24 protein-coding genes, 1 pseudogene and 1 riboswitch are annotated in these 24,418 nt (G+C 63.1%); of the genes and pseudogenes, 10 read left to right on the top strand and 15 right to left on the bottom strand.

The genetic code is table 11. The features are described from left to right. Window positions 1-23: 23 nt before the first annotated feature. Both ACYG9Z_RS16735 and ACYG9Z_RS16730 read right to left on the bottom strand, forming a co-directional pair. Window positions 24-1,349: a tetratricopeptide repeat protein gene (locus ACYG9Z_RS16735; protein WP_023752434.1), complete on the bottom strand. Its 1,326-nt coding sequence runs from the start codon at window positions 1,347-1,349 to the stop codon at window positions 24-26. Between the two features lie 24 nt (window positions 1,350-1,373). After that, window positions 1,374-1,997, bottom strand: coding sequence for a LysE family translocator (locus tag ACYG9Z_RS16730; protein WP_023715525.1), 624 nt, complete (start codon window positions 1,995-1,997; stop codon window positions 1,374-1,376). Between the two features lie 229 nt (window positions 1,998-2,226). Between ACYG9Z_RS16730 and ACYG9Z_RS16725 the strand changes: the two genes are divergently transcribed. From ACYG9Z_RS16725 to ACYG9Z_RS16700, 6 genes and pseudogenes are all read left to right on the top strand, one after another. Then, complete coding sequence (locus ACYG9Z_RS16725; protein ID WP_023668871.1) at window positions 2,227-2,994, top strand: L,D-transpeptidase; 768 nt, start codon at window positions 2,227-2,229, stop codon at window positions 2,992-2,994. Window positions 2,995-3,093: 99 nt separating this feature from the next. After that, window positions 3,094-4,260 (top strand): diphosphate--fructose-6-phosphate 1-phosphotransferase, encoded by a 1,167-nt coding sequence (locus ACYG9Z_RS16720; RefSeq protein WP_023707783.1) that lies wholly within the window; start codon window positions 3,094-3,096, stop codon window positions 4,258-4,260. After that, window positions 4,260-5,024, top strand: a complete 765-nt coding sequence (locus ACYG9Z_RS16715) for an MBL fold metallo-hydrolase (RefSeq protein ID WP_031196287.1) — start codon at window positions 4,260-4,262, stop codon at window positions 5,022-5,024. The genes ACYG9Z_RS16720 and ACYG9Z_RS16715 overlap by 1 nt, the downstream gene beginning before the upstream one ends. 15 nt (window positions 5,025-5,039) lie before the next feature. Next, a pseudogene (locus tag ACYG9Z_RS16710) lies at window positions 5,040-5,270 on the top strand (PDZ domain-containing protein); the annotation flags it as partial. A gap of 134 nt (window positions 5,271-5,404) precedes the next feature. Next, a complete protein-coding gene (locus ACYG9Z_RS16705) occupies window positions 5,405-6,016 on the top strand; it encodes a molybdopterin-dependent oxidoreductase (RefSeq protein WP_023752435.1) in 612 nt (203 codons plus the stop codon). Next, window positions 6,013-6,753: an FAD-binding oxidoreductase gene (locus tag ACYG9Z_RS16700; RefSeq protein WP_023752436.1), complete on the top strand. Its 741-nt coding sequence runs from the start codon at window positions 6,013-6,015 to the stop codon at window positions 6,751-6,753. The genes ACYG9Z_RS16705 and ACYG9Z_RS16700 overlap by 4 nt, the downstream gene beginning before the upstream one ends. A gap of 45 nt (window positions 6,754-6,798) precedes the next feature. Here the strand turns inward: ACYG9Z_RS16700 and ACYG9Z_RS16695 are convergent, their stop codons facing one another. The 8 genes from ACYG9Z_RS16695 to ACYG9Z_RS16660 all read right to left on the bottom strand — a co-directional run bounded on the left by ACYG9Z_RS16695 (window position 6,799) and on the right by ACYG9Z_RS16660 (window position 14,638). Continuing rightward, the gene (locus ACYG9Z_RS16695) at window positions 6,799-8,265 is read right to left on the bottom strand and encodes a nucleotidyltransferase family protein (RefSeq protein WP_023752437.1); all 1,467 of its coding nucleotides are present in this window, start codon (window positions 8,263-8,265) and stop codon (window positions 6,799-6,801) included. Then, on the bottom strand, window positions 8,265-8,957 hold the full coding sequence (locus ACYG9Z_RS16690; protein WP_245259934.1) for a glycosyltransferase family 2 protein: 693 nt from the start codon (window positions 8,955-8,957) through the stop codon (window positions 8,265-8,267). The genes ACYG9Z_RS16695 and ACYG9Z_RS16690 overlap by 1 nt, the downstream gene beginning before the upstream one ends. Further along, window positions 8,942-9,694: a glycosyltransferase family 2 protein gene (locus ACYG9Z_RS16685; RefSeq protein WP_023752438.1), complete on the bottom strand. Its 753-nt coding sequence runs from the start codon at window positions 9,692-9,694 to the stop codon at window positions 8,942-8,944. The genes ACYG9Z_RS16690 and ACYG9Z_RS16685 overlap by 16 nt, the downstream gene beginning before the upstream one ends. A 33-nt stretch (window positions 9,695-9,727) precedes the next feature. Next, window positions 9,728-10,471 carry a glycosyltransferase family 2 protein gene (locus ACYG9Z_RS16680; RefSeq protein WP_023725908.1) on the bottom strand — a complete coding sequence of 248 codons (744 nt, stop codon included), beginning with the start codon at window positions 10,469-10,471 and terminating at the stop codon, window positions 9,728-9,730. Further along, window positions 10,468-11,517 carry a hypothetical protein gene (locus ACYG9Z_RS16675; protein WP_023752439.1) on the bottom strand — a complete coding sequence of 350 codons (1,050 nt, stop codon included), beginning with the start codon at window positions 11,515-11,517 and terminating at the stop codon, window positions 10,468-10,470. Before ACYG9Z_RS16675 ends, ACYG9Z_RS16680 begins: the two co-directional genes overlap by 4 nt. 153 nt (window positions 11,518-11,670) lie before the next feature. After that, a complete protein-coding gene (locus ACYG9Z_RS16670) occupies window positions 11,671-12,093 on the bottom strand; it encodes a PqqD family protein (RefSeq protein ID WP_023752440.1) in 423 nt (140 codons plus the stop codon). 159 nt (window positions 12,094-12,252) lie between these two features. Then, window positions 12,253-13,353: an FAD-binding oxidoreductase gene (locus ACYG9Z_RS16665; protein WP_023703626.1), complete on the bottom strand. Its 1,101-nt coding sequence runs from the start codon at window positions 13,351-13,353 to the stop codon at window positions 12,253-12,255. 37 nt (window positions 13,354-13,390) lie between these two features. Beyond that, window positions 13,391-14,638 (bottom strand): aromatic ring-hydroxylating oxygenase subunit alpha, encoded by a 1,248-nt coding sequence (locus tag ACYG9Z_RS16660; RefSeq protein ID WP_023752441.1) that lies wholly within the window; start codon window positions 14,636-14,638, stop codon window positions 13,391-13,393. A gap of 117 nt (window positions 14,639-14,755) precedes the next feature. Then, window positions 14,756-14,957: riboswitch (cobalamin riboswitch) on the bottom strand. A gap of 500 nt (window positions 14,958-15,457) precedes the next feature. Between ACYG9Z_RS16660 and ACYG9Z_RS16655 the strand changes: the two genes are divergently transcribed. The 3 genes from ACYG9Z_RS16655 (at window position 15,458) to ACYG9Z_RS16645 (ending at window position 16,240) form a co-directional block, all read left to right on the top strand. Then, window positions 15,458-15,664 carry a DUF680 domain-containing protein gene (locus ACYG9Z_RS16655; RefSeq protein ID WP_023668885.1) on the top strand — a complete coding sequence of 69 codons (207 nt, stop codon included), beginning with the start codon at window positions 15,458-15,460 and terminating at the stop codon, window positions 15,662-15,664. 67 nt (window positions 15,665-15,731) lie between these two features. Further along, window positions 15,732-15,935: a DUF680 domain-containing protein gene (locus tag ACYG9Z_RS16650; protein ID WP_023668886.1), complete on the top strand. Its 204-nt coding sequence runs from the start codon at window positions 15,732-15,734 to the stop codon at window positions 15,933-15,935. Between the two features lie 71 nt (window positions 15,936-16,006). Continuing rightward, window positions 16,007-16,240, top strand: coding sequence for a DUF680 domain-containing protein (locus tag ACYG9Z_RS16645; protein WP_023715518.1), 234 nt, complete (start codon window positions 16,007-16,009; stop codon window positions 16,238-16,240). A 71-nt stretch (window positions 16,241-16,311) separates the two neighbouring features. Here the strand turns inward: ACYG9Z_RS16645 and ACYG9Z_RS16640 are convergent, their stop codons facing one another. The 5 genes from ACYG9Z_RS16640 to ACYG9Z_RS16620 form a co-directional block, all read right to left on the bottom strand. Next, complete coding sequence (locus ACYG9Z_RS16640; RefSeq protein ID WP_023752442.1) at window positions 16,312-17,424, bottom strand: ABC transporter ATP-binding protein; 1,113 nt, start codon at window positions 17,422-17,424, stop codon at window positions 16,312-16,314. Between the two features lie 66 nt (window positions 17,425-17,490). After that, the gene (gene bglA / locus ACYG9Z_RS16635; RefSeq protein ID WP_031244157.1) at window positions 17,491-19,155 is read right to left on the bottom strand and encodes a beta-galactosidase BglA; all 1,665 of its coding nucleotides are present in this window, start codon (window positions 19,153-19,155) and stop codon (window positions 17,491-17,493) included. A gap of 5 nt (window positions 19,156-19,160) precedes the next feature. Next, entirely contained in the window at window positions 19,161-20,315 is a 1,155-nt protein-coding gene (locus ACYG9Z_RS16630) for a carbohydrate ABC transporter permease (RefSeq protein WP_023668890.1), read from the bottom strand. Window position 20,316: 1 nt separating this feature from the next. Continuing rightward, window positions 20,317-21,330 carry a carbohydrate ABC transporter permease gene (locus tag ACYG9Z_RS16625; RefSeq protein WP_023668891.1) on the bottom strand — a complete coding sequence of 338 codons (1,014 nt, stop codon included), beginning with the start codon at window positions 21,328-21,330 and terminating at the stop codon, window positions 20,317-20,319. Window positions 21,331-21,565: 235 nt separating this feature from the next. Continuing rightward, on the bottom strand, window positions 21,566-22,921 hold the full coding sequence (locus ACYG9Z_RS16620; RefSeq protein ID WP_023752444.1) for an ABC transporter substrate-binding protein: 1,356 nt from the start codon (window positions 22,919-22,921) through the stop codon (window positions 21,566-21,568). A 363-nt stretch (window positions 22,922-23,284) separates the two neighbouring features. Between ACYG9Z_RS16620 and ACYG9Z_RS16615 the strand changes: the two genes are divergently transcribed. After that, window positions 23,285-24,307: a substrate-binding domain-containing protein gene (locus ACYG9Z_RS16615; protein ID WP_023752445.1), complete on the top strand. Its 1,023-nt coding sequence runs from the start codon at window positions 23,285-23,287 to the stop codon at window positions 24,305-24,307. Window positions 24,308-24,418 lie beyond the last annotated feature (111 nt).

The following is a 24,418-nucleotide window of genomic DNA, read 5'->3' as shown; positions in this document are numbered from 1 at the left end:
TTTAAAACAAGATCCGCCGCGGGTCAATTCTCTGACAAATTGGCGGCGCGTTGCGAAAACAGCGCCGACAGCGGACTGTCCGGCCGGGCCAGTGCGCGCTCGGCCGTCAACGCCCGGGCAAGCGCTGTGTCGCCGGCGCGCAACGCCGCCTCGATCAACGTGAGATCAATCACATCGCGCTGGGCGTGGCTGCCGCCAAAGCGATGGGCAATGGCGCGGATCGGTCGAATCAGGCGCACCGCTTCGCTGTAATTGCCCTCGCCGAATGCCTTAATGCCTTCCGTCAGTGGCTGGCCGACATCCCGGGTAAAGGCGGCATTGTCGTCGCTGCCGCGCATCGCCTCGTGCTGGGCTTCGAGCAAGATCTTGGCCGACGCTTCGAGCCCGGCGCCGACGAATGCCATCATCGCATGCGCATCGTTGAAGGCGTAGTTGCCGGCTCCAGCCTTCGGCGCCCAGTTGGCAGCGAGCGCTGCCCAGCGGTCGCCGACATCGACACCGCCGAGATAAAGCCGCCACAGGATCGCGGATGCATCGACCATGTTCAGCGCCAGCGTCGAACGCTCGCCATAGATCGGCCCGTCATAGAGTTTGAGCACCTCGTCGGTCTCGCCGAGATCGTAGTGGAACAGCGCCAGATGCCACCAATTATGCACCTGCAGGAAGCTCTCTTTGGTCCACGCCTCGGGATTGGCGCGCATCCAGGCGATGCCGTCCCGTTGCCGGCTCTGCATCTCCATGACATGGGCGACCGCGTGCTGCGCCCAGCCGTCTCGCGGCTCGATCTCGATCGCCTGTCGGCCAAAACTTTCGGCTCTGATATAGTCGCCCATCTCCTCGAGACCGAAGGCCTGCATACCGAGAATGGCGTGATAACCTGGCATGCCGCTCTGCCAGGACGGTAGCGCGCGGCCGATACGGTCGCGCAGCATGCGGGCATTGCCGGTGAAGAAGTCGATCTGGTGGCCGACCTGCAACGCCACCACGTCGAGCGGGTTGTCGATGGCGATATCTTCGAGCAGGCGCGCGGCGTCATGCCAGCGTCCCTCGGCAAGGTGGCCAAGGGCCGCCACATGCGCCTGTTCGCGCGGCGTCGCGGCAAGCGGCAGTGCCGCAGCATGGCATGCCTGGGTGACCGCCATTGCCTCGCGTTCGGTGGCGAGGCCGAACAGATACCCCTTGAAGACATGCGCCATGACGAAACCGGGATCCGCCGATATGGCGCGGTCAACGGAGCCGACCGGGTCGCCGACGAAGCATTGCAATTCATGAACGGCCTGGCTGTAGGGTGAAAACCCGGCCTCGGTCGCGCCCGAAAACATTAGGCCGAATGGATCTCTTACTGCCATATCGGCCCTGATGCTCCGCAGTTCCTAATTGCCCGAGCGCATCGCCACCGTGGCGATCCCGGCGCCGACCAGCAGCGTGCCGCCGGTGCGGTTGAAGATGCGGATCGCCTTGGGGTTGCGTACGACGTTGCGGGCGCGCGCCGCAATCAGCGCGTAGCCGAAGGCATTGGCGAAGGCGAGCGCCAGGAAGGTCGCTTCGAAGATCAGCATCTGTGCCCAGAAATCGGCTTCCCGGTTGAGGAACTGCGGCAGGAAGGCGACGAAGAAGGTGATGCTCTTCGGGTTGAGTGCGGTGACCAGCCAGGCGTGCGCCATCATCTTGGCGGCCGAGACGGCATCTGTGCGTGGTTCGGCTTTGAGCGCGCCGCCGGCGCGAAATAGTTTTACCCCGAGATAGATCAGATAGCAGGCGCCGATCAGCTTCAGAATGGTGAACACGGTCGCCGACGCGGCCAGCAGCGCGCCGATGCCCAGCATCGACAGGGTCATGGCGGTGAAGTCGCCCAGCGCCACGCCGACGGACATCGGCAAGGCGGTGCGCCAGCCCTGGCCCAGCGCATAGGACACGACCAGAAGAATGGTCGGGCCGGGAATGATGAGCAGAACGGTGGAGGCGGCGGCGAAGGCGGCCCAGTTTTCGAACGACATCTTTGTCTCCTTGAGCGCAAAGAAAAGGATAAATCCTCGTGTGCGGAGGAATGTAAAGAGCCCTCTCCCAAAAATGCACGGCGGACCATTTCGCCCGACCGCTGCGGCTATTGGCGGCACAAGTTTAATGCCGGTCGTTGGGCCTTCACCCTTTTTCAACCATGTTTGGCGAAACTGCCTGCTATCCGGCCGGACCGTGTTTCCCGCCGACAGCGTAGGGTTTGGGTGCATGCGTGAGTTGCCGCAGAATGTGACGCCGCCAGCAAATGGCGACGCAAACGAGACCGAACATCTCTATTCCCGCCGCTTCGTCCTGTCAGGGGCCGGCGCCATGACGCTGCTCGGCATGGCCGGCTGCAGCACTTCGACGCTCGAGCTGCCGCAATTCCAGCTGGATGACACGGTCACCGGCTCGGTGCGGCCGATCCGTCCGGCGATCAGCGTCGACAAGAACGTCACCGGCCCCGATGTCATGTACGCTTCGCTCAACGATGGCGGCTTCGAAGTGCCGGCGGTGCCCTATCAGAAGGTCAAGCCGGAGTTCCGCCGCCAGATCGTCGTCAACGAGACCGGCGAGGCGCCCGGCACCATTGTCGTCCATCTGCAGGAGCGAAAGCTCTATCTGGTGCAGGAGGGCGGCGACGCCATCCGCTACGGCGTCGGCATCGGCAAGGACGGCTTCCGCTGGTCCGGCCGCGCCAACATCCAGTACGGCAAGGAATGGCCGACCTGGACGCCGCCGCCGGAGATGATCCAGCGCAAGCCGGAACTGGTGAAGTGGCAAAACGGCCAGCCCGGTGGCCTCACCAACCCGCTCGGCGCACGCGCTCTTTACATCTACCAGGACGGCAAGGACACCGGCTACCGCATACACGGTTCGCCGGAATGGGCGAGCATCGGCCAGGCGATGTCGTCGGGCTGCGTGCGCCTGATCAACCAGGATATCATCGACCTCTACAGCCGCGTTTCCAAGAAGAACCCGGTCGTGGTCGTCTGATCCTGTGCGGCGGTTTGGCGCCGCTGGAAACTCCCGTTGCGCGATGCGGCAAGCTAGGCCAAGGTGCCTTGAAAACCACAGCGCCGGGAGAGATCGAGCATGGCTGGAACGTTTGTCATCGCACAGGGCGGCGGCCCGACCGCCGTCATCAACCAGACGGTTGTCGGGGCCACGCTGGAAGTCCGCAAGCGCCATCCCGGCGCCAAGGTGCTGGGCTCGCTCCACGGCGTGCGCGGCATTCGTGACGGCAACTATGTCGACCTCTCCGCCATCCCCGAGGACCGGCTGCGGCTGATCGCCGGCACGCCGAGTGCCGCGCTCGGCTCGACACGCGACAAGCCCGACGCTGCCTATTGCGAAGTCATCCTCAACGGGTTGAAGAAGGCCGGCGCCGACGCTTTCATCTACATCGGTGGCAACGACACGTCGGGCACGCAGCAGATCCTGACCGACGCCGCCGGCGGCAGCATCGCTTTCGTCCATGCGCCAAAAACCATCGACAACGACCTCGAGGAAAACGACCACACGCCGGGCTTCATCTCGGCGGCCGAATTCGTCGCCGGCGCCTTCCTGTCCGTCGATCTCGATTTCCGCGCATTGCCCGGCATCTATGTCGGCATCGTCATGGGCCGGCATGCCGGCTTCCTCACCGCGGCGGCTGCAGCCTGGCAGCTCGATCCCGACAGCGGCCCGCATCTGGTCTACGTGCCGGAACGGCCATTCTCCGCCGCCGGTTTCATCGACGACGTGCGCGCCACGCTCGACCGCCACAAGCGCTGCATCGTCGCCGTCTCCGAAGGTGTCAGCACCGCCGACGGCAAGGCGCTGGTCGAAAGCCTGGTGCCGCCGGACAAGCTCGAGCGCGACGCGCATGGCAACGTCAAACTGTCGGGCAGCGACCTGCCGTCAGCTCTGGAACGTGCGCTCGCCGAAGGCCTGCCGGGCAAGCGCGCCCGCGTCGATGCGCTTGGCTACATGCCGCGCGGCTATGTCGGCTCGATCAGTGCCGTCGACGCGCAGGAGGCTTTCGACGCCGGCGCCTTCGCGGTTGCCGTTGCCGGCGAAGGCGGTGGCTCGGTGGCGCTGCAATATGACGGCACGAAAACCTTGCTGAAGAAGGTGCCGCTGAAGAACGTCGCCGGCAAGACGCGCCATATGCCCGACGATTTCATGAAGCCCGATGTCAACCAGCTGTCGGAAGCGGGCATGGCTTACCTGAAGCGGCTGGTGCCGGAAAAATACAAGGTGGGAAAGCCCTTCGTCTGATGGGCGGCCGTTTTGGCGGCACCCGTTTTGGTGGCGAGCGCGTTGTCGGCGACTGGTTCGGCAAGACGATCATCGACGACCGCACGACGATGCTGACCGAGCCGTTCGTGCATGATTTCGTGCGCGCCAACATCTGGCATTTCAGGGGACGCGACGCCGACCTGCTGGTCGACACCGGCATGGGCATCTGCCCGCTGGCGCCTGAGATCGACACGCCCGAGGGCAAGCCGCTCATCGTTGTCGCCACCCACATCCATCTCGACCATGTCGGCTCGCTGCACGAGTTTCCGCTGCGCGCCGGGCCGCGGCACAGTGCCGAGCATTTCGAGACCATGAACGATCAGGTGACCTACGCCTACATGTTTTGTAATCTCGACGGCGCCGTTTCGAAATTGCCGGCGCCGGGCTGGACGGCGGCCGACTACAAGATTCCGCCGGCGCCGCTGACGCGCACGCTGGACGAGGGCGACATCGTCGACCTCGGCGACCGGCAGTTCCGCGTCCTGCATCTGCCCGGACATTCGCCGGATTCGATCGCTTTGTTCGACGAGGCAGACGGCCTGTTCTTTGCCGGCGACGCCATCTACGATTCCACGCTGATCGACGACCTGCCGGATTCCTCCCGGCCTGATTATCGCCGTACCATGCAGCGGCTCCTTGACCTGCCTGTTCGCCTCGGCCATGGCGGCCATGGGCCGAGCTTCGACGGCAACCGGATGCGCGAGATCGCCACAGCCTATCTCAGGCGCACCGGAGGCCTCTGACGACATTGGGATTGGAACCAGCGTGGCGCCGTGGTCGAGCGCGTCAATCCGGACAAGGCAGCTGCCAATGCCGGCCTGCAGCCGGGCGACGTCATCGTCGCCGTCGACCGGTCGCCCGTGCGGGATGCGCGGCAAGCCAACCAGGCGATCGCCGAGGCCGGCAGATCGGGCCGGAAGTCGGTGCTGCTTTTGGTCGACCGGGGCGACGCGCAAATCTTCGTCGCCGTACCCTTCGCCGCCGGTTGAGTCATGATGCGGCGGGCTCGCTGAACGATCGGCAGGCCTGCCGCACGGCCCCGCCAAAATTCCTGTTGCCCGCCGCGACATCTTCGAGAACATTACGGCAGGCCGGCAATGGCCTGCTAAAAACGGACAGTCCGATGGTCACTCGCGGTTTTTCCTCCGGTCGAAAGCCTCCGACGGAGACCGATGCGCGCATTCCGCCCGGTCAGTATCTCGAACAGGGCTTTCCGGTGCTGTCGGCGGGGCCGACGCCGCGCGTGCGCACCGAGGACTGGTCGTTCACGCTCAAGCACGGGCCACGCCCGATCAAGAAGTGGAACTGGGCCGAGTTCAACGCGCTGCCCTTGACCAAGATGACGCGCGACATCCATTGCGTTACCGCCTGGACCAAGTTCGATACCGCCTGGCAAGGCGTGCTGGTCGACGACATCCTTGCCGATGCCGGTATCGAAGCGCCGACCGGCTTCCTGCTGGCGCATGGCTATGACGGCTACACCACCAACGTGCCGGCCAAGGATCTCACCGCGGGGAAGGCGATGGTGGCGCTCCTTTATGAAGGCAAGCAGATCACTGCCGACCATGGCGGCCCGGCGCGGCTCCTGGTGCCGCATCTCTATTTCTGGAAATCGGCCAAATGGCTGAACGGGCTGCAGTTCACCGAGCGCGACGAGCCGGGCTTCTGGGAATTGCGCGGCTATCACATCTATGGCGACCCGTGGCGCGAGCAGCGCTATAGCGGCGATCCATGAGCGAAGCGCCGCAATCTCCCTGGCAGACGGCGAAAATCACCCGGATCGAAAAGCGGACGCCACGCGTCACCAGTTTCTTCTTCGCGCTGTCACGGCCATTCGCCTATCGCGCCGGACAGCATGTCGATGTCAGGCTGACTGCGCCTGACGGCTACCAAGCGCGCCGCTCCTATTCCATCGCCTCGGCGCCGGAGAGCGGCGCCACGATCGAGCTGGCGATCGAGAAGCTCGACGACGGTGAAGTCTCGCCCTTCTTCCACGACATCGCCGCGGTCGGTGACGAGATCGAACTGCGCGGGCCGCTCGGCGGCCATTTCGTCTGGTCCGATGGGGATGGCGGGCCGCTGCTTCTGGTCGGCGGCGGCTCCGGCGTGGTGCCGCTGATGGCGATGGTGCGTCACCGGACCTTGCGCAAATCGGCGGTGCCGGTGGCGCTGATGTTTTCGGTGCGGGTCTGGGACGAGGTGATCTTCCGCGACGAGCTGATCGGTCTCGGTGACCGCCGCGACGGGTTCGAGCTGGTGCTTACGCTGACGCGCGAGGCGGCACGGCGCCCGTCCGACTATTCGAGGCGCATCGACACGGCAATGGTCATGCAGGCGCTCACGCGGCTGCCGCGGCCGCCGGCGCTCGCCTTCGTCTGCGGGTCGAACACCTTCGTCTCGGCGGCTGCCCGGGCGCTGATCGACGCCGGCATACCAGCGGAAATCATCCGCACCGAGCGCTATGGCGTCTGAGAGGGCCACAGTGGTTCACCGTTTCATGGAGACAGCGAACCGCTCTCAGGCGGGTGAAAACCTTGCCGACAGCAATTGGAACGGCAGCGCGCCATAGGCGGCGACTTCGGCCTCATTGTCCCAGTTGCGGAACTGGCGCGATGGCCGTGCCTCGATCACCAGAGGCCGGCCGGTGTCGTCCACCGTTACCTTGCCGCGAAAGCGCAGCACACGTCCGCCGCCGGCGCGGCTGATCACCATGGAACGCAAGCGGGCGACGTGACCGCTGCCGGCATTGATTTCCATCTCGATGCGGCGGCGGACTGGCGGAACGACGATCCTGACGGTGACGTCCAGCACCATCGCTCCAGTCCTGTCCGGACGCGGCAGGGTCTGGGAAAGTGCAAACGGCGCCGACGTCGCTCTTGCCTTGCGCAATGTCGGCCTGCCGCGCCAGACGGCGGGCGTCGGCTGCTGCAGGCGGCCCTTTTTGCGTTTGAGGCGCAATTGCTTGGCAAAGCCGCGCGACAGCCAAACGAGGCCGCCGAAATCGGTGCGCGGCTTCGCCTGCAGCACCGAGGACCAGCGCGACAGGCCGGCGCGGTCGGCCAACTCAATCGTCTTTGCAAGTTCGACCTCCGGCACCGCAATGCCGATCTCCAGGCAGAGATAGGAGAGCGCCACCGCCGCGGCGACGGCGAGGCCCCGCTTGGCAACGATATCGGCGAACACGCCCCAGTCGACTGCGCCACTCTCGATGGCGACCGCACAGTCGACCAGCCAGTCGCTGTGGGTGTGGGCATCGAGGCCGCCATGTGCGATGGCGAGCGCCATGCGGTCGGCCGGAGAGGGAACAAGCACGCGGACGCCATTGAAATCGGCTGACAGCGCCCGCTGCCAGACCGCCAGATCGTCTTCGGTGCTCTGCTGCGATCCGTCATAGGCCGACTGGTGCAGGTCGATGTCGCCGAAACTGCCCTTGAAGAAATTCATCGACCGCAGGGACGCCAGCCTTGTGCGCAGATATTGCGGGCTGACGCCGGTGGCGATTTGCCAGCCACCCTCGGTCAACACGTCGAAGGCGGCGATCATGTCCTGCGGACGCACCAATATGTCGATGTCGTGCGCCACCCGGCCCCGCTGCGCCGACGCGTTGACGGCGATGCGGCTGGCGCCTTTGATTAGCATCACCGCGCAGCCGGCGTCGATCATGGCCTGTAGCGCCGGCTCGGCCTCGCGCGCAGCCAGTCGCGATTTGGTCCACAGCATCTTTTGCAGGCCGACAAGACGTGGATAGGCCGGATGCCCAGCGAGCTTGCGGCCGAACCTGTCGGAGATCGCGGCCAGCAGCCGATGCTCTCGGAAGGCAACATGGTCGATGTCGTTCTCGTCGAGCCAGCGCGCCGCATAGCCCCCGGCCGCCTCTTCATCGGGGAGCAATGCGGCCTTCAGCAACTGGTCGAGGCCGCCGGTAGGCCACGACCAGCCATAGTCCGGAAAGCGGCGGCCGATACGGCGCATGGCATTGGCCATCAGTCGGCGCTCGCCTTTTTCGCTGCTCGCCTTTGCATGGCCAGCCTTACGACTTCGACATAACCGCGGTCGCGCACGGGGTCGCGTCCATAGGACATGCTGTCGGGCCGGATGCGGCGCAAGGTCAGGACATCGTCGAGCATGGCAAGCGCAAAGCCCGCCTCACGGGCACGGGCGATCCAGTCGACCATGTCGCCGCGACCGCCTTGCGGGTCGATGATCGGACCGACGGCCTCGGCCACCTCCCGGCGGATCATCATCGTCGTGCGCGACCAGCCCGCCACCGCCACGTCCTTTTGCACATCGGGCTTGTCATCGCGAAACGTCCGCCAGTGGGCAAAGACGCCTGCCGTCGCGGGAAACCGCTCGAAATGCTCCAGCTGCCTTTCGATCTTGGTCGGCAGCCACAGATCGTCCGCATCGAGCGTGGCGACGAAGGGCGTCGCCAGCGCGGCGATGCCCCTGGTGGTGGCGCTGCCTGGTCCGGCATTGTCCTGGCGCAACACCCGCACCGGCATGCCCAGCGCATTGACCACCGCGACCGTATCGTCGGTCGAGCCGTCATCGACGACGATTATAGCGTCGGGCTGGACCGTCTGGGCCGCGACCGATCGCAGCGTCTCGGCGATGGTGGCGGTCGCGTTGAAGGCCGGAATGACGACGCCGTAGCTGGCCATCACAGGAAACGCCAATTCGCAAGTTCCTTGAAATCGAAGATGCCGTCGACAGGGTGCAAGGAGCGGTCGGCCTCGCGCCGTTTCATCGACTTGTAGACGGCGCGCATGAATTCGCGAAAAGGAACATCGGCCTGCCTGGTCATGTTGCCGGGATGGCGCCGGTAATAGAGCGCAACAGTGTCGGGCATCGTGAATTTCGGCCCGCTTTCGAAAGTGCGCAGCAGATAGTCGGTGTCCTCGGCCTGGTGGAAATCCTCGTCGAAGCTGCCGATGCGTTCGACCAACCGCCGGACGAAGATAGCGGGAGACAGGTGAATGCCGCGAACCGTCACCGAGTGGCTGTCGGCTGTCGGCTCCAGCGTATCGTCATCTATGTCGTCGACCAACGTCATGCGCGAATAGGTGAGCTCGAGGGTGCGGTCTGCGTCGAAACAGGCCAGATCCGCCTTGAAGCGGCCCGGCGGGGAAATGTCGTCCGAATCGAGAAACGATACCAGCCCGGTCTGCGGCAGCAATTGCCGCAAGCCCGCGTTGCGCGCCCGCGTCACCCCCGCATTCTCCTGCTGGAAAAGGCGAATGCTCGGCGCCTCCGCGATCAGCGAGCGCACGACCGCCGCCGAACTGTCGGTCGAACCGTCATCGATAACGATGATGTCGAGATCGGCGGCGTCGCGCTGCCTCAGCAGCGAGCGCAGCGCCGAACCGACATGGCGTTCGCGGTTGTAGACCGGCATGATCACGCTCAGCTTCAAGCACGCATTCCAGGCTGTGATCTATTCATTCTTTCACCACTCTGCCGGGCGCTTGATCTCGAAAAGCCCCTCGACCGGGCGCCGCGACGGATCGGCCTTGCGCCGCCGCAAGGATTTCTGAATCACACGCAGATATTCGCGCACCGCCACATCCCTTTGCTTGGTCAAATTGCCGGGGTGGCGCCGGTAGTATACCGCGACGGTGTCGGGAAAAATGTGCTTTGGGCTGGTTTCGAAAATGCGCAGCAGATAGTCGGCGTCTTCGCCCTGCCGGAACTCCTCGTCGAAAGCACCTGTACGGTCGATGAGTGCCCTGCGGAATATCCCGGCGCTAAGGCTGACGCCGCGCACGGTGGGACCTGCGCCGCCCGGTGCCGGCTGAAGGGCTTCGTCGTCCATGAGATCGACGCGCGTCATCAGCGAGTAGGTCAGCTCGAGCGCAGGGTCGGCCGCGAACAGGGGTAGGCCAGCCTTGAATCGTCCAGCCGGCGAGACGTCGTCCGAATCCAGGAACGACACCAGTTCGGTTTGCGGCAGCAACTGCCTCAGCCCTGTGTTGCGCGCGTTGGCCACGCCCTGGTTTGCCTGCTGGAACAGGCGGATGCACGACGCTTCCCGCATGATGGCGCGGACGGCTTCAACGGAGCTGTCGGTCGAGCCGTCGTCGACAACGATGATATCGAGATCGGCATCGTCGCGTTGCCTGAGCAGGGACCGCAACGTCGAAACGACATAGATCTCCCGATTGTAGACCGGCACAATGATGCTCAACTTCATGCAGCGCCCCGAAGGACGAAATCCGCAATCGTGCCGGCGATCTCGCGCGGCTCGGTCCCCAGCGACAGCCGGTAGCATGGCAGGTCGCGGGTAAGCTCGCTGAAAAAGCGAAAGCCCGCTTCCCGCTCGCCCGGCATCTGCACGATTCCTGACGGGGCCAAGGCGATCATGGCATCCTTGCGCGATATGGGCATGACCGAGCTTCTCGCACCTCCCCTGATATGGGGCACTATCAAAGCAATAATGTCCAGACTTGCAGGAGTTGGTCGAGGCGCGATCTCGTCGATGCGAAAGGCATGCTTGCCTTGCCAGTTCAGCGGTTGGTACGACTTTAGCTGCTCCTCCAGCTTCAGCCGCTTGAAGCCCTCCGGATCCTGCTTGAGCGTGGCAAACAGCGGATAGGCCGTCACCCCCCCGGTCCGGTCGATCAGCACATAGTCGTCGCCGACGCTATCGAGCCCATTGAGCAGGCCGGCGACGACCGTTCCCGATTTGCCGGCTCCGCCGGAGCCCGCCAGCAACACGCCCTTGCCATCGATGCCCAGCGTGCCGGCATGGGTGAGCCGCATGCCGCGCGCCGCATATTCCCAATGCAGGAAGGCGCGCAGCGGCGCCCCTTGTTCCCATGGCGGAAAGGCGTCGGCCGACATCATCAGCTGCGCCCCGACATGGCGTTGCGGATCATGGAACTGCCAGAAGTCGAGATCATGATAGTAGCTGCCGCGCAATCCGGCCTCTTCCAGCCGGTTGGCAAAGGCATGATGGTTGTAATCGCCTCGGCCCCAGGTGGCCGGGGCGGGGACGCCATCGATGGCCGGGTGGGCGACGAAAATGCGGCAGCCGTCAGATGCAGACGGATTTTCCGGGGCCGGTATGAAGGCATGGCTCATGGCTTCCGCCAGCGTGCCATGGTCGAGGTGGACACTCAGGTCCAGTCCCGGCAACCGCACCCCGGCGGCAACGGGATAGAAGGCGGCGGCGCTTTCCGCGGCCGCCAGCACATGGCGGGCATAATCCGGCAGGGTTTGCAGCGTGATCAAAGGCATGTGTTCGTTGTTCCAGCGTCCAGAATTGCGCCGGGTCGCCTGATGCATGTCGCTCGGGGTGGCCCCGGTTTTGAGACGACGACATGCATAAAATCAAAGATCTAAACCGCGTCGCCTGAGTCCGTTCAAACGCGACGCGCTTTAGGGAAACGATTATGCCTGTTTCACCGCCGGCCAGCCGAGAGGTTCCTCGACCTCATGGATCGGGTCGACAATGATGAGATCGGCAAGGTCGTCGTGGACATCGACCTTGAGCTGCTCATTGCTGGCAGCAAGCGCAGACGACAGCTCGCCCGAAAGCGGTTGCGCCGGTGTTTCGGCTGGTGCAAGCAACCCGAAATCGAGCAGTCGGGCAACGAAGCTTTCGAGGTCGGCCAGGCTTATTTTTGCGGCGGCCGCGGCAGCTCCGACCAGCGCTTCAGTGGCGACGCCGGACGACAAAGCCTGCCAGACCCGGCTGCCGGAATCGGAAAAGCCGAAATACTTACCGTTCGAAAGATCGAGAACGACGGCTTCGCCATCGAATGATTCGAAAACGATGTCCTTGCTTGCGACCGCGTAGACCCGCTGTTGCATCGCTCTGTCCCCCGTTCCATGCGCCCATGAAGGGATGCGCCAGTTTCACGGCCTGCCAGCCCTTCCTAAGTGCGTCTAAATCACTCGGCCTATGCTTGGCAAGACAAAGACCCGCGAACACCGCCTGCGTCGGCGACCGTTGCGGCGAAGTCGACCGGCTCAAGCCTCGATTTCGAGCGCCGACAACGGTTTCGAGCAGCAGGCAAGGATGAAACCGTCATCGATCTCGTGGTCGAGGATGCCGCCATTGTGGCTCATCTCGACTTCGCCGGAGACCTTCTTCACCTTGCAGGTGCCGCACAGGCCGAACTCGCAGGCGGCGGGAATCCGCACGCCCGAGCTGCGCGCGGTCTGCAGCACGGTCTGGCCGGCGACGCAGCCGGCATCGACCTCCGAAAGCGAGAAGCGGATCGGCGTCACGGCTTCGACAGGTGCAGCGATGCCGTCCTCGACCGGGGAGGCAAACGGCGCCGGAATTTCCTCCATCACAGGCGCGGCAAAGCTCTCCTGATGGTATTTCGTCATGTCGAAGCCGGCGGCATCCAGCATGCCGCGCACGGCGCGCATGAACGGATCGGGGCCGCAGCAGAAGATTTCGCGCTCGCGGAAATCCGGAGCCAGCAAGGGCAGCCGGATCGCATCGATGCGCCCCATATGGCCGTACCAGCCTTCGCGGCTGGAACGTTCCTCGATCATGAAGCCGAGCGACAGGCCGGGCATATGGCCGCCGAGCAGTTCGAGTTCCTTGCGGAAGATGATCTCTTCGGCACGCCGCGCGCAGTTGACGAAACCGACATCGGTCCATGGCGCGCAGTCGTTCAGCCAGCGCAGCATCGACATCATCGGCGTCACGCCGGAGCCAGCCGAAATGAACAGATATTTGGCCGCCGGGTGGCTGTGCAACGAGAAGTCGCCCGCCGGTCCATAGGCCTTGACATGCGAGCCGGGCACCAGTTGGTCGAACATCCAGCGTGTGCCGATGCTGCCCGGTTGCGCCTTCACTGTCACCGCGATCGAAAACGGCCGCGATGGCGACGACGACAGCGTATAGGTGCGCATCAGCGGCCCGTCCGGTGTCGGCAGTTCCAGCGTCAGGAACTGGCCCGGCTTGTAGCGGAACCAGGTCTGGTTGTCGGAGCGGAAGGTGAAGGTCTTGACGTCAGGCGCCTCGTCGCTGACGCCGATCACTTCCAGCACCTGCAGCCTATCGTTCCACGGCGCCATCTGGTCGAGATGGCGATAGAGCCCAAGATCCGTCATCGCATTCATCCTCCGGTCCTTCTTCGCCTGCTCCAGCTCACGCGACGCTGCGCAGCGCCGGCCTGCCGCCTTCGGCAAGGCGCGGGCCGATGAAGGCCGCGTACCATTCGACGAACTGGATCACGCCGCCCTCGTGCAGCTCCGAATAGGGGCCGGGCTCATAGGCCGGAGACAGGATGCCAAAGGCGTTTTCCTCGACGATGCGGCGGTCCTGGTCGTTGGTCTCGGTCCAGACATGGGTGAGCTCCTCAAGGTTGTAGTCGACCCCCTCGACCGCATCCTTGTGCACCAGCCACTTGGTCGTCACCGCGGTTTCGGTGGCGCTGATCGGCAGCACCCGGAAGGTGACCGCATGGTCGATCAGTATGTGGTTCCAGGTCGTCGGATAGTGGTAGTGCATCAAGGTGCCGATGCGGTCGGCGGCAACAGTGTCGGACAGGTTCTTCGTCACCGCGCGCTTTCCCGACATCGTGTAGCTGACGGCATCGCGCAGCAGCGGCGCGCGGGTGGCGCGGTATTGCCCGGCCGGATCGATGCGGAACTTGCTCGGCAGGCCCGCCGCCTCGCATTTCGCCCAGTGCGCCAGCATCTCCGGATCGCTGTCGGCGCCCTGCACGCCGGTCACCGTCGGCGCTTCGGGGAATGTCTTGCACAGCTCCGGATGATTGCCGGCGCAGTGATAGCATTCGCGGTTGTTTTCCCAGACCAGCTTCCAGTTGCCCTTCTCGATGATGGTGCTCTCGAAGGCGACCTTGGCTTCATTCAGCCCGTGCGGCTTGAGGTAGGGCTCTATCATGGCGCGCATCGGCGCAAAGTCGGCAGGTTCTTTTGCCAGGCAGATGAAGATATAGCCGCCGACGCTCTCGCAGGCGACGGGCTTCAGGCCGAACTGGCTCTTGTCGAAACCGTCGGCCATCTGGCGGGCAAACAGCAGCCGGCCGTCAAGCTCGTAGGTCCACTGGTGATAGGGGCAGACAAGCTTTGCCGCCATGCCCTTCTCAGTGTTGCAGACACGGCTGCCGCGATGGCGGCAGGAATTGTGAAAGGCGTTGATGTTGCCCTTCTGGTCGCGGACCAGCACCACCGGATAATCGCCGATCTGCACGGTGATATAGCTGCCGGGCTTCGGCAGTTCGCAATCATGGCCGATGAACAGCCAGTCGCGATACCAGATAAGCTCCATGTCGAGCTTGAAATAGTCCGGGTCGGTGTAGAAGGGCTGTTCCAGCGAAAAGCCTTGCTTGCGGCCGTTCAGGAGCCTCAGCATGTCGTTGCGCGTATCCATAGTTCTGTCCTCGTGGTTTAAGGACTGAACTTGGTGGTGATGGAGGAAGGATCGGACGCAGGCCGGCGCGGCGCCGGACATGCACTATCCACCTCTTGACCGCCCACCGCGATCAGTCGAGTCTATGCATCTCGGGCTGGTTTCCGGGCTCTGGAGTTGTCCTTGCGGACCATCGCGACACCTTCCCAGGCTCTTGCCCAGTGGTCTCCCGTTGCGACTTCAACTCCACCACCGTTGCGGGGGCAGCGCCGGATTCTGACCGGCTTCCCAATTCTCCGCTGCGTCGTCACGAAGCGGCACCTGAGATGCGATCATCTAATCACGGCAGCGATCGCGACGTCGGCATGAAAGCGACATCATATCCATGCGGCGCGACACGCGCGGCTTACGCCCCCCGCCCCCGGGTCAAAGAGCTGAGACGTTTCTTGCGACGCCATCATCGCCGTTTCGAATCGCTGCCGATCCAGTTCGATCGCGGGCAAAAATGGCTCAACGGTATCGAAAAGTTACTATTAGCAATCTCTAATCGAACCGAACGGTTCGTTTCTGTTGACAATGCGTGCAGGACAGTGTGAACGACGGCCCGGAAACCGACATCGGAGCGAACCACTCGGTTCGGCATAAGCGACTGAAAACAATGCGATAAATGACCATAGAGGAACTTCATGGCACAATTTCAAGGTGCAGGACCGTGGTCCACACGGAACAACTTCGTGATTGGAAACCAGCCTATGGCTTTCCCACATCGGGGCTGTCCGAACGACGCGAATTCCTCCCAAGACACGCCGCTAGACGGACAGACAAACTGGAGTACTAAAAATGAAAAAGATCATCCTCACTGCCGCAGCCGTTTTGGCGATCACCGGCAGCGCCTTCGCCGGTAGCGACAATTACGGTTCCAATGGTGCGAACCAGCCAGCCGTCTCGGTCGATAGCTCGTATACGGCTTCCATTCAGAAGCCGGCGCACGCTGACAAGCAGCCTGTCGTTCAGGGCGCCGACCGCGACCTCTACGGCAATCGCTGATCCCGACCAAAGAAGGGCGGCTAACCCGTCGCTCTCGGGATCCCAAAAAATTCAGGAGTATTTGAAAATGAAAAAGATCATCCTTGCTGCCGCCGCCGTTTTGGCCATCTCCGGCAGCGCTTTCGCCGGCAGCGACAACTACGGTTCGAACGGCGCCAACCAGCCTGCGATTACGTCGACCGATAGTGGCCATACGGCTTCGGTTGAGAAGTCGGCTCCAGCCGAGCAGGCGCCTGCCCACGGTGCCGACCGTAACCTTTTCGGCCGCTAAAAGCCGGTTTCCAGCACGTGGCGGGCTTATCCGCTGCAGCTGGCGGCATCAGAAAAATTCAGGAGACTAAAATGAAGAAGATCGTTCTTGCCACCGCAGCCGTTCTGGCTGTTTCGAGCGCTGCATTTGCCGGCAGTGACAATTATGGCTCCAATGGCGCCAACCAGCCGGCCGCTGCCGTCGACACCACCCGCACTTCGTCGACCGGCACCAACTCGGCGGTCTACAAGCTGCTGAACTCGTCGAACGACCAACAGAAGTTCGTTCCTCAGAGCAGCGACAGGGATCGGTTCGGCAACAACTAACAGCCGAAGCTTAAAAAGAGCGGCGGGCCTGGCCCGCCGCTCTTTTTTCATGCCTGTACGACGCAGCTATCTCAAGCCGCCTTCACTTCCACCGGCTTGAGCGAGAAGGAGTGCCCATCGGCGTCGAAGATGTGCAGGTCCCCGGCATCCGCGGTCAGTCGCAGCTTTGCCCCGCGCTTGACCTCGACATTGCCGGGCAGCTTGGTCACCAACGGCAGGTCAGCGCGGCCGATATCGACATAGACAAGCTGCACCTCGCCGAGTTGCTCGACATAGTCTACCACGCCCTCGAAAAGATATTCCGCGCCGGTGGCGGCCGACAGATCCTCCGGCCGCACGCCGAAGCTGACTGCCGCACCCTTTGCTGACGCCGGCGTTGCAATCGGCACCGTTGCCTTGCGGCCGCCGACATGGCTGACGATTGTCGGGTTGCCCGTCCTGTCGATTGTCGCCGGCAGGATGTTCATGGCCGGCGAGCCGATGAACTGGGCAACGAATAGATTGCCGGGCTTCTTGTAGAGGTCCATCGGCGTGCCGACCTGCTCGATATGGCCATCCTTCAGCACGACGATGCGGTCGGCGAGCGTCATCGCTTCGACCTGATCGTGGGTGACGTAGATCATGGTCGTGGCAGGCATCGATTCCTTGAGCTTGGCGATCTCGATGCGGGTCGCGACGCGCAGCGCCGCGTCGAGATTCGACAGCGGCTCGTCGAACAGGAACACTTTCGGATTGCGCACGATGGCGCGGCCGATGGCGACACGCTGGCGCTGGCCGCCCGACATCGCCTTGGGCAGGCGGTCGAGATATTTGGTCAGCTGCAGGATTTCGGCGGCCTGCCGCACCCGCTTGTCGATCTCGGCCTTGCTTTCCTTGCCGATCTTCATCGAGAAGGACATGTTGTCGTAGACGGTCATGTGCGGATAGAGCGCATAGGACTGGAACACCATGGCAATGCCGCGCTTGGAAGGCGGCACGTCGTTCACCACCTCGCCGGCGATCTTCAGCTCGCCGGAGGTGATCTCCTCAAGCCCGGCGATGGACCGCAGCAAGGTCGACTTGCCGCAACCCGACGGGCCGACGAAGACGATGAACTCGCCCGACTTTATGTCGAGGTCGATGCCGTGGAGAATGTGCAGATTGCCGTATGATTTCTTCACCTGTCTCAGCGTGACATCGGCCATAATTTCCTCCCAGTGATTTCCCTAGAGAACCTGGATTTCCTCAAAAAATCCAGTTTCGTCAAAAACTCAGTCGATGCGCCCGAACCAGGCGCCGTAGCCGCCGAGGCGGATGGAACCTGTGCCGGATTGTCCCGAAAAACCGTGCCCGGCCAAGGGCAGCAGCGCCTGACCACCGAGATCGACCTCGGCCGGCTTGCTGGCCAGATTGAAGATGCAGACGATCTGCTCATTGCCCTCACGGCGGGTGAAGGCGACGGTGTCGCCCTCGCTTTCGATGAACTCGATGTCGCCTTTGGCCAAGGCCGGATGCTGGCGGCGGAAACCGAGAAAGCGCCGGTAGTGCTCGAGCAGCGAGGCCGCGTCGCCCTGCTGAACATTGACCGCTTGCGACAAATGCTTGCCCGGCACCGGCAGCCAGGGCTTGGCCGTCGAAAAGCCGGCATTGCTGGCGGTTGCATCCCACACCATCGGCGTGCGGCAGCCGTCGCGGCCCTTGAATTCGGGCCAGAAGCGAATGCCGTAGGGGTCCTGCAGATCCTCGAACCGCAACTCGGCTTCGCCCAGCCCAAGCTCCTCTCCCTGATAGAGGCAGACCGAACCGCGCAGCGACATCAGCAGCGCCGAGATAACCTTCAGATAGGCGGCCGGGTCGGCCTCGTCGGCGGCCCAGCGCGAGGCCGGACGCATCACGTCGTGGTTGGAAAAGGCCCAGCACGACCAGCCGTCGCTGGCGACCTTGCCGAAGGCTTCCAGCACCTGGCGCACCTTGGCGGCGCTGATCTTTTCCGGCGCCAGGAAATCGAAGGAATAGCACATGTGGACGCGTTTGCCGCCGGCGGTGTAGGCGGCGACCACTTCCAGCCCACGCTGCGAATCGCCGACTTCGCCGACCGCGGCGGCCGCCGGATATTCGTCGAGCAGCGCCCGGAACCGTTCGAGGAAGGCAAGGTTTTCCGGCCGGCTCTTGTCGTAGATATGGTCCTGGTAGTTGTAGGGATTGACCGCAGGTGCTGTCTGGTCGTTGCGCTCTTCGGGCGGCAGCGGCGGATTGTTCTCCAGCCCCTGGCTGTGGAAGTAGAAATTGATGGTGTCGAGGCGGAAGCCGTCGACGCCGCGCTCCAGCCAGAAGCGGGTGACGTCGAGCAGCGCGTCCTGGACTTCCAGATTGTGGAAGTTGAGGTCCGGCTGCTCGGACAGGAAATTATGCAGATAATATTGCTGGCGGCTGGTGTCCCACTGCCAGGCCGAGCCGCCGAAGATCGACAGCCAGTTGTTGGGCGGCGTGCCGTCCGGCCTGGCGTCGGCCCAGACATACCAGTCGGCCTTGGGATTGCTACGGCTGGCGCGGCTCTCCTTGAACCATGGATGGTTGTCGGCGGTGTGCGACAGCACCTCGTCGATCATCACCTTGAGGCCGAGGTGATGGGCTTCCGCAACCAGCGCGTCGAAATCGGCGAGCGTCCCGAACATCGGGTCGACGTCGCAATAGTCCGAGACGTCGTAGCCGAAATCCTTCATCGGCGACTTGAAGAAGGGCGAAATCCAGATGGCTTCGACGCCGAGCGAGGCGATGTAGGGCAGCCTGCGGATGATGCCCTTGAGGTCGCCGATGCCGTCGCCATTGGAGTCCTGATAGGAGCGCGGATAGATCTGGTAGATCACCGCGCCCCGCCACCAGTCGCGATCGACGGCGAGATCGGGCTTCGAGGTCGCCTTCAAAGCGGCTTGCATAAGTCTCAACCTCCTTTAACCGAGCCGGCCAGCAGCCCGCGGACGAAATAGCGCTGCAGCGAGAAGAACACGATCAGCGGCACGATAATGGTGACGAAGGCCGATGTCGTCAGGATTTCCCAGTCGCCGCCGCGCGAGCCGAGCAGCGCGTTGAGCTTCGCGGTCAGCACGATCTGGTCCCCTTCGGTACCGAGGAAAACCATTGCCACCAACAAATCGTTCCACACCCACAGGAACTGGAAGATTGCAAAGGACGCCAGCACCGGGAAGGACAGCGGCAGCACGATCTTGACGAAGATTTCGAAATCGCTGGCGCCATCTATGCGCGCCGATTCCATGATCTCGCGCGGCAGGCCGGCAATATAGCTGCGCAGGAGATAGATGGCGAAGGGCAGGCCGAAGCCGGTATGCGCCAGCCAGATGCCGAGATAGGTTTTCGACGGCACACCGAAGAAGATGCCGACGCCGTTGTAGATCTTCAAAAGCGGGATCAAGGACATCTGCAGCGGCACGACCAGCAGGCCGATGATTGTGGCGATCAGCAAGGCGCGGCCGGGAAAACGCATCCACGCCAATGCATAGGCGGCGAAGGCGGCGATCAGGATCGGGATGACCGTCGCCGGGATGGTGACGGTCAGCGAGTTTATGAACGAGCGGCCGATGCCCTCCGAAAACAGCACGGTCTTGTAATTGTCGGTGGTGAATTTCGGTGGCGCCGACGAGGCGTAATAGACGCGCTGGCCACGGTCGCCTTCGAAAGCCTTGGGCGAACTCATGACGAACGTTCCGTCGGCATTGAGCTGCAAGGTCACGCCGTCGCCGAGATCGGCAGTGGTGCCGGCCGGATATTGCGTCGGTGCCGCCGACTTGACGCCGAAGGCGCTGATGTTGCGCGCAGCACCGTCGCCGAAGATATTGCCGGCAAGCACGAACTTGCCGTCCTTCTCGACCTGCGCCGAGGCCGGCGGCAGGCGGCCGGCTTCAGTCTGGCTGGAGCTGGAGAACGAGTTCCACCAGCCCGAGGCGATGATCTGGTCCTTGTCGCGCAGCGACGAGACCAGGATGCCGAGCGTCGGCACGGTCCAGACGGCGACGAAGACAAGCACGGCGATGTGGACGCCGAAGCGGCTGGCAAAGGACTTTCCGGTCGCGACGGCCATCTCAATGTCCTCCCGTCTCTTTGTTCGCCTGGCGGATGTTCCAGACCATGATCGGGATGACCGCGATCATGATGATGATGGCGATGGTGGCGCCGCGGCCGAAATCGCCGCCGCCGCGGAACATCCAGTCGAACATCAGATTGGCCAGCACCTGGCTGTTCCATTGGCCGTTGGTCATGGTCAGCACGATGTCGAACACTTTCAGCACCAGGATGGTGATCGTCGTCCAGACCACGGCGATGGTGCCCCAGATCTGCGGCACCATGATCTTCCAGAAGATCTGGAACGGATTGGCGCCGTCGATGACCGCGGCTTCAAGCGTCTCTTCGGGGATGCCGCGCAACGCCGAAGACAGGATGACCATGGCAAAGCCGGTCTGGATCCAGATCAGGATGATCATCAGGAAGAAATTGTTCCAGAACGGCAGCGATATCCAGACCTGCGGCTGGCCGCCGAAATACTGGATGATGGCGTTGAGCAGGCCGATCTGCGTCTGGCCCTCGCCGCGATATTCGTAGATGAATTTCCAGATCACGCTGGCGCCGACGAAGGAGATCGCCAGCGGCAGGAAGATCAGGCTCTTGGCGATTGTGCCCCACCAGATCTTGTCCGTGAGCACGGCGATTATCAACCCTAGAAAGGTGCAGGCGGCGGGCACCACCGCCAGCCAGATGATGTTATTCAGGATCGAGTTGCGGAACTCGCGGTCGCCGAACGCCCATTCATAGTTGGCGAAGCCGACAAAATGCTGGCCGCCGCGGTCGAGGAAGGACAGCCAGAGCGTCGCCACCACCGGATAGATCAGGTAGACGGTGAGGATGATCATCGCCGGGCCGACGAACAGCCACGGACGGACCAGTCCTTGCCGGCGCAGATTGTCGATGGCCGCAGCCCCGGCCACGCCGCGCGACGGGAATATCAGGTCGACCAGCTTGTTGGCGCCCCAGAAATAGGCGACGCAGCCGCCGACGCCGATGATGATGACAAAAATGGCCGATAAGATCTGAGCAGCCATGGATCCCTCTTCCCTGCGCATGATCGGCCGGGCCTTGAACAGCCCTGGCGATGTGGCTCTGCGCCGATTTAAGTTATTCTGAAACGAACGAACGCAAATCGGTCCGGCGTAAGGCGCCGGTCGGATCCGGGCCATAGCGGCCCGGACCCAATCTGTGGAGGAAGTCCTGAATTTGCCGCCAAAGCGGCTGATTACTTGGCAGTGGTTACTTGCCAGCTGACTGCTTGCCAGCTGACTACTTGATAGCGTCCCAGCTCTTCTGGATGTCGGTGGCGACATCCTGCGCCGACTTGCCGCCGACCAGATCGATCATGCCGGTCCAGAAGGCGCCGGCGCCGATCTTGCCCGGCATCAGGTCCGAACCGTCGAAGCGGAAGGTCGAGGCATTGGCGAGGATATCGCCCTGCTTCTTCAGCGCGTCGCTGGCATAGGCATCCTTGTTGACCGACTTGAGCGGCGTGACGAAGCCGCCCTGGGCCATCCAGATTTCATGTGCCAGCGGCATTTTCAGGAATTCGATGAACGCGCGTGCACCCTTCGAATCCTTGGTGATCATGGCCAGCGTGCCGGCGCCGAGCACAGGCGTGCCCAGCTCGGGCTTGGATGCATAGGGCGGGAAGTAGAAGAAGTCGGCGTCCTGTCCAACCTTTGTGCCTTCCGGGAAGAAGGTCGGGATGAACGATGCCTGATGGTGCAGGTAGCATTTCGGCGGCACCGAGAAGAGGCCCTTCGGGCTGTCGCGGAAGTCGGTCGCGGCAACCGCCTTGGCCCCACCGTCGACCATCTTGTCGTCGGTCGCGATCTTGCCGAAAATGTCGATGGCGTTGACCACCGCCGGATCGTTGAACGGGATCTCGTTCTTTACCCACTTGTCATACACGTCGGGCGCCTGGGTGCGCAGCATGATGTCTTCGACCCAGTCGGTCGCCGGCCAGCCGGTAGCGCCGCCTGAGCCGAGGCCGATGCACCACGGCGTGCCGCCGTCGGCGATGATCTTCTTCTCGAGGTCGGCGAGCTCTTCCTGGGTCTTGGGAACCTTGTAGCCGGCTTCCTCGAAATTGTCGGGCGAATACCAGACCAGCGATTTCACGTCGGCCTTGTAGGGGAAGGCGAAGAAGCCCGGCTTGCCGTCCTTGTCCTTGAAGGTGCCGAGATCGACCCATGACTGGCCGGCGCCGTAATTGTCCTTGATCCATTTGGCGGTGTCGTCGCCCAGCGGCGTCAAAAGGCCCTTGGACGCCAGATCCTGGATCAGGCCCGGCTGCGGCAGTACGGCGATATTGGGCGGGCTGCCGGCCTGGGTATCGATGACGATCTGCTGTTCGTAATTTTCCGACGAGGAGTATTTGATCTCGGCGCCGGTGGCTTCCTGAAAATATTCGAGAACAGTGCGGATGAGGCCTTCGTCCTCGCCGCGCCAGGGCCCGAAGATGGTCAGCGTCTCGCCCTTGAGATCGACCTTCTTCAGCTCTTCGTAATTGGCCCACTTGAAGCGCTTGTCTTCCCCGGGCTTGAACTTCAGTTCGGCTTGCGCCGGCAGGGACAAGGCGAGTGTGGCAAACGCTGCGCCAAGCAGAAGCATCTTCTTCATCGGTATTCCTCCCAGTGTGGACACATACACCCGGACGGAACCTCCATTCCGCCCGCCGACGCTGCAGGACTGTGACTCGTTCAGAAAGGAACCGCAACTTTCGAAGAGTCTTCCAAAGCGCTTTGGTCTTTTTGATCTCGCCATTGAATCGGATGGAAGTCAAGAGGGCGGTGGGCTAATCGATTTAATTGCGGGCCGCAAGACTTGGTAAAGTGCACTGCAGCACAATTTTACGGCGGTGCAGCACCGTATTAAGCTTCAAACTGGCCGGACCAGTGCGTATGGTCGACCAGCTCGGCCGCGCCCATTGTGGCGCCGCGTGGCTTCAAAATTAAAAGCGCTTTGAGGCTTGGAGGCCTCCCAGTGAACCTGAAGCAGCTCTCTCATATGCTGGCCCTGTCGCAGACAACGGTAAGCCGTGCGCTCAACGGCTATCCCGAGGTCAACGAGGAAACCCGCCGGCGTGTGGTGGAAGCCGCCAAGCGCCACGGCTACCGGCCCAACCCGAGCGCGCGCCGGCTGGCGACCGGCAAGACGGGCATGATCGGGTATGTGCTGCCGACGGGCGCCTCCGTCGACATCGACCCACATTTCGTCGAGTTCCTGTCGGGTCTCGGCGACTATGCCCGCTCGCACGAGCTCGACCTGGTGCTGTCGCCGGCCGATGCCGACGACCAGGAAACCACCTATCGCCGCATCGTCGCCAACCGCCAGGTCGACGCCGTCTACATCTCCTCGCCGCGCCCGGCCGACCGGCGGGTGGCGCTGGTCAACACGCTCGGCATTCCCTTCATCGTCCATGGCCGCAGCGAAGGCTTCGATTTCGACTACCCCTTCACCGACATCGACAATGAGGGCGGCTTCCACGACGCCGCCCGGCTGCTGGTTCAGCTCGGCCACCGGCGGCTGGCGCTGATCAATGGCGACGACCGCGAGACCTTCGCCATCCACCGCGAGCGCGGCATGCGCAGGGCGCTGGCCGCGAGCGGCCTGACGCTCGGCGAGCGCCATGTCTGTTCACTCACCATGACCGAGGAGAACGGCTACCGCGCCGCCAGGCGCCTGCTCGAACAGAGCGAGCGGCCGACGGCGATCGCCTGCTCCAGCCTGATCATGTCGCTCGGCGTCGTGCGCGCGGTGCGCGACCTTGGCCTGACCATTCCCGGCGACCTGTCGTTGATTGCCCATGACGACGTCTTTCCATGGCTGAAGCCGGAGAATTTTTCCGTGCCGCTGTCGACGACGCGCTCGTCGATCCGCCTCGCCGGCGCCCGCATCGCCGAACGCCTGGCAGCGCGCATTTCCGGCTTGGAAGAAGGGGCGCGAGGCGAGGTCTGGCCAGTCGATCTGGTGGTGAGGGGTTCGGTCGCAGGCGCCCCCGTCTAGGGATTAATCCATCGCTCCGCTGGGCAAGTTCACCCTTGTGGATGTTGCCCGCAGATAGATTGACTTTGTTGGGACAACGGTCTGCCTGGACCTGTCCTTGATTTGGCTTCG

This window comes from Mesorhizobium sp. RSR380A (genome assembly GCF_054719385.1).
This window is presented reverse-complemented; position numbering and strand designations above follow the sequence as displayed.

Bases quoted from the DNA above. Each gene is read 5' to 3' on its own strand.
- ACYG9Z_RS16655 (WP_023668885.1), top strand. From the start codon at position 15,458: ATGAAAAAGATCATCCTCACTGCCGCAGCCGTTTTGGCGATCACCGGC.
- ACYG9Z_RS16660 (WP_023752441.1), bottom strand. From the start codon at position 14,638: ATGGATACGCGCAACGACATGCTGAGGCTCCTGAACGGCCGCAAGCAA.
- ACYG9Z_RS16680 (WP_023725908.1), bottom strand. From the start codon at position 10,471: ATGAAGTTGAGCATCATTGTGCCGGTCTACAATCGGGAGATCTATGTC.
- ACYG9Z_RS16725 (WP_023668871.1), top strand. From the start codon at position 2,227: ATGCGTGAGTTGCCGCAGAATGTGACGCCGCCAGCAAATGGCGACGCA.
- ACYG9Z_RS16640 (WP_023752442.1), bottom strand. From the start codon at position 17,424: ATGGCCGATGTCACGCTGAGACAGGTGAAGAAATCATACGGCAATCTG.
- ACYG9Z_RS16720 (WP_023707783.1), top strand. From the start codon at position 3,094: ATGGCTGGAACGTTTGTCATCGCACAGGGCGGCGGCCCGACCGCCGTC.
- ACYG9Z_RS16665 (WP_023703626.1), bottom strand. From the start codon at position 13,353: ATGACGGATCTTGGGCTCTATCGCCATCTCGACCAGATGGCGCCGTGG.
- ACYG9Z_RS16700 (WP_023752436.1), top strand. From the start codon at position 6,013: ATGAGCGAAGCGCCGCAATCTCCCTGGCAGACGGCGAAAATCACCCGG.
- ACYG9Z_RS16620 (WP_023752444.1), bottom strand. From the start codon at position 22,921: ATGAAGAAGATGCTTCTGCTTGGCGCAGCGTTTGCCACACTCGCCTTG.
- ACYG9Z_RS16625 (WP_023668891.1), bottom strand. From the start codon at position 21,330: ATGGCTGCTCAGATCTTATCGGCCATTTTTGTCATCATCATCGGCGTC.
- ACYG9Z_RS16650 (WP_023668886.1), top strand. From the start codon at position 15,732: ATGAAAAAGATCATCCTTGCTGCCGCCGCCGTTTTGGCCATCTCCGGC.
- ACYG9Z_RS16715 (WP_031196287.1), top strand. From the start codon at position 4,260: ATGGGCGGCCGTTTTGGCGGCACCCGTTTTGGTGGCGAGCGCGTTGTC.
- bglA (WP_031244157.1), bottom strand. From the start codon at position 19,155: ATGCAAGCCGCTTTGAAGGCGACCTCGAAGCCCGATCTCGCCGTCGAT.
- ACYG9Z_RS16705 (WP_023752435.1), top strand. From the start codon at position 5,405: ATGGTCACTCGCGGTTTTTCCTCCGGTCGAAAGCCTCCGACGGAGACC.
- ACYG9Z_RS16730 (WP_023715525.1), bottom strand. From the start codon at position 1,997: ATGTCGTTCGAAAACTGGGCCGCCTTCGCCGCCGCCTCCACCGTTCTG.
- ACYG9Z_RS16695 (WP_023752437.1), bottom strand. From the start codon at position 8,265: ATGGCCAATGCCATGCGCCGTATCGGCCGCCGCTTTCCGGACTATGGC.
- ACYG9Z_RS16735 (WP_023752434.1), bottom strand. From the start codon at position 1,349: ATGGCAGTAAGAGATCCATTCGGCCTAATGTTTTCGGGCGCGACCGAG.
- ACYG9Z_RS16670 (WP_023752440.1), bottom strand. From the start codon at position 12,093: ATGCAACAGCGGGTCTACGCGGTCGCAAGCAAGGACATCGTTTTCGAA.
- ACYG9Z_RS16675 (WP_023752439.1), bottom strand. From the start codon at position 11,517: ATGCCTTTGATCACGCTGCAAACCCTGCCGGATTATGCCCGCCATGTG.
- ACYG9Z_RS16630 (WP_023668890.1), bottom strand. From the start codon at position 20,315: ATGGCCGTCGCGACCGGAAAGTCCTTTGCCAGCCGCTTCGGCGTCCAC.
- ACYG9Z_RS16645 (WP_023715518.1), top strand. From the start codon at position 16,007: ATGAAGAAGATCGTTCTTGCCACCGCAGCCGTTCTGGCTGTTTCGAGC.